The organism is Streptomyces sp. SAS_272, assembly GCF_052543235.1.
This window is the reverse complement of record NZ_JBMNDR010000161.1, coordinates 1-9,131: the sequence shown is the minus strand read 5'-3', so window position 1 is coordinate 9,131 and position 9,131 is coordinate 1. Positions and strand designations below refer to the sequence as shown.

5 protein-coding genes are annotated in these 9,131 nt (G+C 74.0%); 1 reads left to right on the top strand and 4 read right to left on the bottom strand.

Annotated elements, in window-relative coordinates:
- Positions 1-559: 559 nt before the first annotated feature.
- From ACN6LD_RS41360 to ACN6LD_RS41345, 4 genes are all read right to left on the bottom strand, one after another.
- Positions 560-1,780 carry a vWA domain-containing protein gene (locus ACN6LD_RS41360; protein ID WP_319192407.1) on the bottom strand — a complete coding sequence of 407 codons (1,221 nt, stop codon included), beginning with the start codon at positions 1,778-1,780 and terminating at the stop codon, positions 560-562.
- A 260-nt stretch (positions 1,781-2,040) separates the two neighbouring features.
- Positions 2,041-3,366: an AAA family ATPase gene (locus ACN6LD_RS41355; RefSeq protein ID WP_445045855.1), complete on the bottom strand. Its 1,326-nt coding sequence runs from the start codon at positions 3,364-3,366 to the stop codon at positions 2,041-2,043.
- A gap of 267 nt (positions 3,367-3,633) precedes the next feature.
- The gene (locus ACN6LD_RS41350; RefSeq protein WP_445045854.1) at positions 3,634-5,076 is read right to left on the bottom strand and encodes a hypothetical protein; all 1,443 of its coding nucleotides are present in this window, start codon (positions 5,074-5,076) and stop codon (positions 3,634-3,636) included.
- A 184-nt stretch (positions 5,077-5,260) separates the two neighbouring features.
- Positions 5,261-7,885 carry a glycosyltransferase family 1 protein gene (locus tag ACN6LD_RS41345; RefSeq protein ID WP_445045853.1) on the bottom strand — a complete coding sequence of 875 codons (2,625 nt, stop codon included), beginning with the start codon at positions 7,883-7,885 and terminating at the stop codon, positions 5,261-5,263.
- A 361-nt stretch (positions 7,886-8,246) separates the two neighbouring features.
- Here ACN6LD_RS41345 and ACN6LD_RS41340 point away from each other — a divergent pair.
- A partial coding sequence (locus tag ACN6LD_RS41340) for a maltotransferase domain-containing protein (protein ID WP_445045852.1) occupies positions 8,247-9,131 on the top strand: 885 nt, incomplete at its 3' end.

The window sequence follows — 9,131 nt, the reverse complement described above, 5'->3', positions numbered from 1 at the left end:
CGTGATTGAGACGTCAGACATCTCGATCAACAGCCCGGGGGCCTCGCTCGTTGCGCTCACGGCTCATCACCCGATCGGTGGCCAACTCGAAGAAGCTCATTGATCGCGTACCGCGAGTCCAGGCCGAAATGCCCTGCGTACGCTTTGCCCCACAGGTAGCCGGGGGGGGAGGTGACTGTACCCGGATCGGTCTTGGTCCCGGAGTGTTCGGCCAGATAGGCGCTGTCCAAGCACGCTTCCATTCCCGTGGGTCGACCGCCATGCGCGCTGTCCAAGGCTCCGGGGTCCACCCAGCCCTCGCCACCTCGGCGACAATCCTGACGCGTACGGCTATCTGTTCCCGTCCCATTCCCGTCGGCAAGGAGTGCGTTGGCCATCAGGGCTTCCAGCGGAATGAAGGCGGTGAGACCGGCGAGATTCAACATGTCTTGTGCCGTCAACGTGCCGCTGACATCCTGATCACGCCGCATTCGTCGCGAAAGGTCTGCACCCAGGCGCTCCGAAGTGCACGACCCCCGCCTTCGGCAAGGGAGTTGGGCGCCGAGGGGCGAAGGGCTCATCAGATGCCCCCCGTAGTCCCGATCTCCACCACCCGGGCCCAGGCGGGCGGAGCGTCGGGGACGTAGTCGGGGTCCGTCTCGTCGTAGCCGGCGCGGTCGCGGGGGAACAGGCCGATCACCGTGCGGCAGGACGGGCGGGTTTCGGGCCAGGGGGTCTGACCGTCGGTGAGGACGACGATCGCGTCGGGGCGGGGGTCGGTCCGCAACGCCTTGGTGAAGCCGGTGCGCAGGTCCGTGCCGCCGCCGCCCACCAGGGGGATGCCCTCGGCACGGCACAGGGTGTGCACCATGCCGGCCGACGCGTCGCACGGCATCACGGAGACCAGGTCACGACGGCCGCCCACGGCACGGGAGATGGCCGCGACCTCAAGGAGCGCGCTGCCCAGTTCGGCGTCGCTGACCGAACCGGACGTGTCGATGACGACGCAGACCCGGGGCGGCCGGCGTCGCAGGCTCGGCAGGACGACGCCGGGCAGGCAGGCCGAGCGGCGCGCGGGGCGCCCGTAGCTGTAGTCCTCGCCCGCGCCCGGACCCGAGGCCGCCGAGCGGACCGCCGCGCCCAGCAGTTCCCGCCAGGGCTGCGGCGGGTGGAAGGCCTCCTGCGCCCACCGCTTCCACTGTCTCGGCGCCGACCCCGGCCGCCCCTCGATGCCCTGCGCCACCCGGAACCGGACGGCGTCCTGTTGCTGCGCGCTGAGGCCGTCCGCGCCGTCGGGACCGAGTTCCCAGTCCCGTTCCCGGCCGTCCGCGCCGCTTCCGCAGTCCAGCCAGGACAGGCGCTGCGTGCGCGGCCCGAGCCGGAACTGACGCAGGTAGTCCTCCATGAGCTCGCCCGGGTCCAGTCCCAGCGAGGCCGGTGTCACGGCCCCGGCGGGTTCGACGAGCCCGTCCCCGTACGCGTCGTCGTTGATCTCGCAGTCCGCGGCGATGTTCATCCGCAGCCGCTCCCCCGGCCCGGTCAGGCCGCGTTCCCTCGCGAGGCGGTCGCTGCGGCCGTGATGGTCGCGCAGCAGGTGCGACACCTCGTGCACCCAGACCCCCGCCAGATCCTCGACCGGCATCCGGTCGACGAACCCGGGCGAGACGTAGCACCGCCAGTACCGGTCCACGCCCATCGTCGGCACCTGCCGTGACTCCACGATGTGCAGGGCGAACAGTGCCGTCGCGAGGTAGGGACGGGCCCGGGCGGCGTACAGCCGGGCCGCGAGCAGTTTGTCCATGTCCAACGGCGGGCGCGCCGCCGCGTCGGCCGCAACCCGCGCGGCCAACGGCACCCCGGCCGCCAGGGCCGCCGGACTCCGCACCCCCGCCTGCGCCCCCGGCCCCGCGCCGGCCGAACCCCCGGCGTTCGCCTGCGCACCGGATCCTCCACCCGCCGAACCCGGCCGCCCGTACGCCGATCCGCCCGGCACGGGACCCGCCGCCCCCGACAGCCCGTCCGCCGGCAATCCGGAGCCCGGGTCCGCCGAACCCGCCGTGCTCATCGGGCCGCCTCGGCCGTGCCGGCGTCCCGTGCCTTCGTGCGGGCCGCCGCCTGGTCCGCGCGCCGGGAGAGGGCCACCGCGCCGGCGAGGCCCTCGATCGACGCGGGGACCTCCCAGTCGTCACGGCGCAGCGCGGCGAGGGTGGTCGCGGGGACCACCACCAGGTCGGGGGCCCCGGTCTCGACCGCCCGCACCAGCAGCGCCCACGCCGCGTCCCAGCGTGGACGGTCCGGGCGGGACCGGACCGCCGCCACCACCGCGTCCAGCGTCGCCTGGCGCAGATCCCCCCGCCGGGGCAGCTCCGCGCGGGTCGGATCGGCGAGCAGGTCCTCGGGGTCCGGCAGGTCCATCCGGTCCAGGCTCGCCAGCAGTTCCAGCCCCGGCCCGTCGCCGACGGCGCCCCTCACCAGCAGCGAGAGCACGTCCCGGGAGGAGCCCGCCGCCGTGGCGAAGGCGATCAGGTGCAGGGTCATCTCCCAGCTGCGCGGCGAAGGCCAGGCGCCGCCGCGGCGGGTCTCGCCGCTGGGCAGCCGGTGAACCAGCGTGGGGCGGGCGGCCAGCAGGCCGCACACCGCCCGGCGCGCGAAGCCGACGGCCTCGGGAAGCTTCGCCGGGTCGAGCCGGGGCAGGGTCGCCCGGGGCCAGGTCCCGCCGAGACCGCGGAGGACGACCTCGTGGTCGTGGGTCCACTGCAGATGGACGAAGCGGTTGGCCAGCGGCGGGCTCAGCTCCCAGCCGTCGGCCGCCGAGGACCGCGGGTTGGCGGCGGCCACGATCCGCACGCCGGGCGGCAGCCGCAGGGCGCCGATCCGCCGCTCGAGCACCAGCCGCAGCAACGCGGCCTGCACGGCGGGCGGCGCGGTGGACAGCTCGTCGAGGAACAGCAGCCCGCGGCCCGCCCGCACCAGCCGTACCGCCCAGTCCGGCGGGGCCATCGGAACGCCCTGCGTCGCCGGGTCGTCGCCGAGGACCGGCAGCCCCGAGAAGTCGGACGGTTCGTGCACGCTGGCGATCACGGTGGTCAGCGGAAGGTCGAGGGCGGCGGCCAGCTGGGTCAGCGCCGCGGTCTTGCCGATGCCGGGTTCGCCCCACAGCAGCACGGGGAGGTCGGCCGCCACGGCGAGGGTCAGGGCCTCCAGCTGGGTGTCGGGGCGCGGTTCGGTGGTGAAGTCGCGCAACAGGGCCAGGAGGTCAGCGGCGACGTCGAGTCGGGAGGCCGGGTCGTCGGACCGGTCCAGGACGTCCGACGGCGAGGTGCCGCCGGGCCGGGACGGGTCATCGGCATGGGTGCCGACGAGGGCGAGCGGCGCGCATGTGGGCATGGTGATCACCTTTGGGTTCGCGGGAACGGGTCGGAGGGGTCGTGCGGGATCGTCAGGGGCGCGCAGGCCCGGCGAAGTCGTCCGAGGGCGGGCACGACCGCGCACGGGCGGGCAGATCCGGACGAGGAGAAATGAGGGCGAGTGAGGGCGGGCGGGGACGGACGAAGTCCCGCTAGGTCGTTCGGCAAGCGATGGGCAGGCGACGGACAGAGGCGGGAGGGACGTCGGAGAGGGGGCGGCGCGCGGATCCCGTCGGGCGGATCCCGTTCAGCGGCCGGCCATGTGACGGGGACGTGAGCGCAGGCCGGACGGACGGGGCTCACGCGGCGGGAGGCGGTGCGGCGCGGGTCCGGTCAGACCGGCCCGGTACAGCCCGTAGGTGATCCGCCGCCGGGCGGCCGCCTCGAGTTCGTCCCGCAGCGCGCCGTCGCGCAGCAGCGCCTCGGGGCCCAGCAGCCCTTCGACGACGGCCAGCGCTCCGGCGATGTCGCCGTGGACGAGGCGTTCGCGGACGCCGGTGAGACAGTCCGGGCGGCGGTGGGCCTCGTCGACGGCCCGCAGGCACGGCAACGGGGTTCCGCTCAGCGCGACCAGGATTTCCTCCCGCCGGAGTTCGGCCGGGTCGTGGTCCAACGGGACGAGCACCCCGTCGACCAGGCCGATCCGGTGACGGGCTCCCCGGCACTCCACGAAACGCGGCTGTCCCGGCCGGTCTGCGGTCCCACGGCGGTCCTTCGGCCGTACGTCCGGCACCAGGGCCGCAGCGACCAGCGGGTGCAGCCCGTCGGCGTCGATCGCGCCGGCGCGCAGCAGCTCCAGGTCGGGCGGGGTCCACGTGGCGGCGTCGGGCAGCACGGCCGGCGCGCGATCTGCCGCCGAGGCGGCGCCGGCTCCGCCGCCGGCGGGCGTGACGCGCAGTGCGGGCGGCCCGGCTCCGCCGCCCCCGTGGGTCTCGAGGATCAGCCGGCGCCGTCCGCCGAGCCGCACCAGGACGGCGCCGTCGGACCGGCCCTCGGCCCGGAGCAGGATGTCGGCCTCGGCGGCCCACCGGTCGACGGCGGCAGTACGGCCGTCGGGCACCGCGCCCGGGGGCAGGGTGAGCCGCGACGCCCTCTGGACGGGTTCCTCCGGTTCACCCGGCGTCCGCGCCGCCGTCGCCCCGGACCGCGTGCGCAGCTCGTCGGTGCGGCGCGCGTCCCACAGGTGCCGGTGCAGGTCGAGACGGAACCGCCGACTGGGGTGAGGGTGCGGGTGGGGGTGGCCCGGGCCTGCGCCGTGCCCCGCGCGGGATCCCTCCCACACGGTCAGGCTGATCCGCTGGCCCGCGTCCGCCCAGGAGGGCGGCGTCCGCACCACCAGATGCACCGGACGCCCGCCTCGCCCCGCGCCGTCGTAGCGCGCGAGGGCGACGGTCAGACCCGGCCGCAGCAGCCCGTCGGGGGCGACCCTCGGCAAATGCCAGCGCAGCAGGTCGGGAGCCAGATGTCGCAGGTCGCAACGCAGCCGGGAGACGAACTGACGGCCGTGGAAGGTCGCCAGGGCGCGCAGATCCAGATCGACGTCCACGCCCGCAGCGGCGCAGGCCCCCGCCCAGTCGCCGGCACGGCGGCGCGCTGTCGCGGTCTCGATCATCGAGGCCGGCACGGCGAACTCGCGCACGCGCGGCCAGAAGGAAAACAGGGAGTCCTCGTTCGCGAGGTGAGTCGTCATCAGCACTCACCTTGCGCGGACGGGTCCCCCGATCTGTCGACAGAAGGAGTAGTCATCGCGGGGAGCTTAGCGGCCGTGCCGGTGGCCCGGCCAGAGATTTCCGCCGCCCGCCCGCACGTCCACCGGATGCGGTGGGTGTGGCGGGCGGGCGGCGGCGCGTGCGCGGGGGGGCGCTTGCGTCGGGTCAGCGCAGCAGGACGCCCGCTCCTTCGACCGCATCCTCGGACGGCGCCTCCAGCAGACCCAGTTCGGCGCCGGACGCCAGCAGGCGGTGGGCCGGGAGGATGCGGACCGTGTACCCGAAGGGGCCGGTGCGGTCCAGCGACAGCGGGCCCTCGTAGACCCACCTGCCCTCCAGGTCGGGGCCGCCCGCCGGTTTCAGCGGGACCGTGGCCGCGTCCGTGATGCTGTCCTCCTCGTCGACACGGCCCGAGACCGCCTGCACCTCGACGTCGTCGGGGGTGAGGTCGCCGAGGCGCACGCGCACCCGCAGGGCGAGGGTCGTGCCGAGTTCGGCCGAGACGGTGGCCGCCGACGTCTCCACGTGGTCGACCGCCACCGCGTGCCAGGCCGAGCGCACCCGCTGCTTCCAGCCGGCGAGTTCACGCGCCGTGCCGGGGACCATCGTCCGGTGCGCGTGGGCGGCCGGGGTGTAGAGCCGTTCCACGTACTCGCGCACCATGCGTCCCGCCAGCACCTTCGGGCCGAGCAGGGTGAGGGTCTGGCGGACCATCTCGATCCAGCGGTCGGGCAGTCCCGCCCGGCCCCGCTCGTAGAAGCGCGGTGTGATGCGCTGTTCCAGGAGGTCGTAGAGGGCCGTCGCCTCGATGTCGTCCCGGCGGTCCGGGTCGGTTCCGGCGCCGTCCGCGGTGGGGATCGCCCAGCCGAAGTCCGGCTGGAACCACTCGTCCCACCAGCCGTCCAGGACGGACAGGTTGAGGCAGCCGTTGAGCGCGGCCTTCATTCCGGACGTGCCGCAGGCCTCCAGCGGGCGGAGCGGGTTGTTGAGCCAGATGTCGCAGCCGGGGTACAGCTTCTGCGCCATGGCCATGCCGTAGTCGGGCAGGAAGACGATGCGGTGCCGCACCCGCGGGTCGTCGGTGAACCGGACGAGCTCCTGGACCAGGCGTTTTCCGCCGTCGTCCGCCGGATGCGCCTTGCCCGCGACGACGATCTGGATCGGCCGCTCCGGGTGCAGCAGCAGTTTCGTCAGCCGGTCACGGTCCCGCAGCATCAGCGTCAGACGCTTGTACGAGGGGACCCGGCGGGCGAAGCCGATGGTGAGGACGTCAGGGTCCAGGACGCCGTCGATCCACCCCAACTCGGCGCTCGCGGCTCCCCGTTGACGCCAGGAGGCGCGCAGTCGCCGCCGCGCCTCCAGCACCAGCTGCTCGCGCAGCTCGCGGCGCAGCTCCCAGATGTCCAGGTCGGGAATGTCGGCGACGGAGTCCCATCGGTCGGAGCCGCCGACGCTGAGGGCGTCCTCGGCGCGCTCGGCGCCGATCTGGCGGGCGCCGAGGCGCAGCACCTCGGGGGCGACCCAGGTCGGGGCGTGCACGCCGTTGGTGACGGAGGTGATCGGCACCTCCTCCGGGTCGAAGCCCGGCCACAGCCCGGAGAACATCCCGCGGCTGACCTGCCCGTGCAGCAGCGACACCCCGTTCGCGCGCTGCGCCAGCCGCAGTCCCATGACGGCCATGTTGAAGAGGTTCGGCTCGCCGCCGGGGTACGTCTCCATGCCCAGCCGCAGGATGCGGTCCACGTCCATACGGGGCAGCTCGGCGTCGGGGCCGAAGTGCCGGGCGACCAGCTCCCGGTCGAAGCGGTCGATGCCGGCCGGGACGGGCGTGTGCGTGGTGAAGACCGTCCCGGCCCGGACGGCTTCCAGCGCCGAGTCGAAGTCCAGCCCCGCGTCCCCGAGTTCGGCGATGCGCTCCAGACCGAGGAAGCCGGCGTGACCCTCGTTGGTGTGGAAGACCTCGGGTTCGGCGTGACCGGTCAGCCGGCAGTACGTGCGTACCGCCCGGACACCTCCTATGCCGAGCAGCATCTCCTGCAGCAGCCGGTGCTCGCTGCCGCCGCCGTAGAGCCGGTCGGTCACCCCGCGTTCGCCGAGGTCGTTCTCCTCGACGTCGGAGTCGAGCATGAGCAGCGGGACCCGGCCGACCTGCGCCAGCCACACGCGGGCGTGCAGCTGCTTGCCCGCGGGGAGCGCCAGGGAGATCCGGGCCGGCGTGCCGTCCTCCTCCTTCAGGAGGGTCACCGGCAGCTCGTTGGGGTCCAGGACGGGGTAGTGCTCCTGCTGCCAGCCGTCCCGCGAGAGGGTCTGCCGGAAGTAGCCGTGCCGGTAGAGCAGGCCCACTCCGATCAGCGGCACGCCGAGGTCGCTGGCCGCCTTCAGATGGTCGCCGGCGAGGATGCCCAGGCCGCCGGAGTACTGGGGCAGTGCGGCCGTGATGCCGAACTCGGGGGAGAAGTAGGCGACGGCGGCCGGGAGGCCGTCGGAGGCCGGCTGCGCCTGGTACCAGCGGTCGCCGCTCACATAGTCGTGCAGGTCTCCGGCGGCCGCGGCGAGCCGGCGCAGGAAGCGGCGGTCCTCGGCGAGTTCGAGGAGGCGTGCCGGGGGCACGCCGCCGAGCAGTCTCACCGGGTCTCCGCCCAAGCGGGCCCAGCGCTCGGGGTCGACGGAACGGAAGAGGTCGCGGGTCTCCGCATGCCAGGACCAGCGCAGGTTGCGGGCCAGGTCGCTGAGCGGCCGGAGAGGTTCGGGGAGGAGGGGTCGGACGGTGAGTCGACGGATCGCCTTCACATTCCACCTCGGCGTTGCGCGTTCGCTTGATGGGCGCACGGCAGTGTGCGTCCATGTCTGCTACGACGGTACCGGCGTCGGCGCCGCCCTTGCCGGGGGCTGGCCGGAGCCCTGCGGCGAAGGGCCGAAAATCCCGCTTTCACTCCCCTGGGCCACCTTGTGGGGCTTCGCCCCGCGCGAGAGGGTGCCAGTGGTGCGTCCGACGACGCCGGCGCATCGAGTCGGATATCGACGTGAGGAGTTAACAACGGGCCGGATTGCTCACCCGTGCAGGGTGGAAGGCTCCTCCGGTACTCCCTCGCAGGACCCCCCTCCCACCACATCCATCCGCCCACCCCCCTTGATGCGGACAGGAGCGGTCATGCCGGCCAGGCACCACCCCTCGACACCCCCCAAGAAGACCCCCAAGGACGTCAAGGCCTCCAAAGACGCCAAGGGTTCCCAGGAGGCCAGGGAATCCAAAGACGCCAAAGACACCAAGGACGCCAAGGACGCCAAGGACGCCGAAGTGTTCAAGGCGCCGAAGAGCGCGAAGGGCGCCAAGGGCACCAGGAGCCCGAAGCCGGCGAAGAACACCGAGCCCGTGCAGCCCGCCGGGCACACCCACGCCACCGGGCACGGTGAGGCCGCCGGGGCCGTCGCGACGACCACGACCACCGCGGACGCCGCGGTCACCGCCGTCGGGCGCATACCCGTCCTCGACGTCCGTCCGCTGGTCCAGCAGGGACGCCGGCCCGCCAAGGCGGTCGTCGGCGAGACGTTCGAGGTCTCGGCGACCGTGTTCCGCGAAGGGCACGACGCCGTCGCGGCCAACGTCGTACTGCGGAATCCGGACGGCGAGCCGGGCCCGTGGACGCCGATGCGCGAACTCGCCCCGGGCACCGACCGCTGGGGCGCGGACGTCACCCCGGACGCGACCGGCCGCTGGACGTACACCGTGGAGGCGTGGGGGGACCCCGTCACCACGTGGCGGCACCACGCCGGCGTGAAGGTGCCCGCCGGGACGGACACCGAGTCGGTCCTGGAGGAGGGCGCCCGTCTGTACGAGCGGGCGGCGGACGGTGTGCCGAGCGGCCCGGAGCGCAAGGCGGTGCTGATCGCCGTCGAGGCCCTGCGCGACGAGAGCCGTCCCCCCGTGTCCCGGCTGGCCGCGGCGTTGACGCCGGAGGTGGACGCGGTGCTGGCGCGGTTCCCGCTGCGGGAGCTGGTGACCGCGTCGCAGCCGCTGCCCCTGCTGGTGGAACGC

Excerpts from the sequence above, each read along its gene's own strand:
- ACN6LD_RS41360 (WP_319192407.1), bottom strand. The coding sequence starts at position 1,780 with ATGGACAAACTGCTCGCGGCCCGGCTGTACGCCGCCCGGGCCCGTCCC.
- ACN6LD_RS41355 (WP_445045855.1), bottom strand. The coding sequence starts at position 3,366 with ATGCCCACATGCGCGCCGCTCGCCCTCGTCGGCACCCATGCCGATGAC.
- ACN6LD_RS41350 (WP_445045854.1), bottom strand. The coding sequence starts at position 5,076 with ATGACGACTCACCTCGCGAACGAGGACTCCCTGTTTTCCTTCTGGCCG.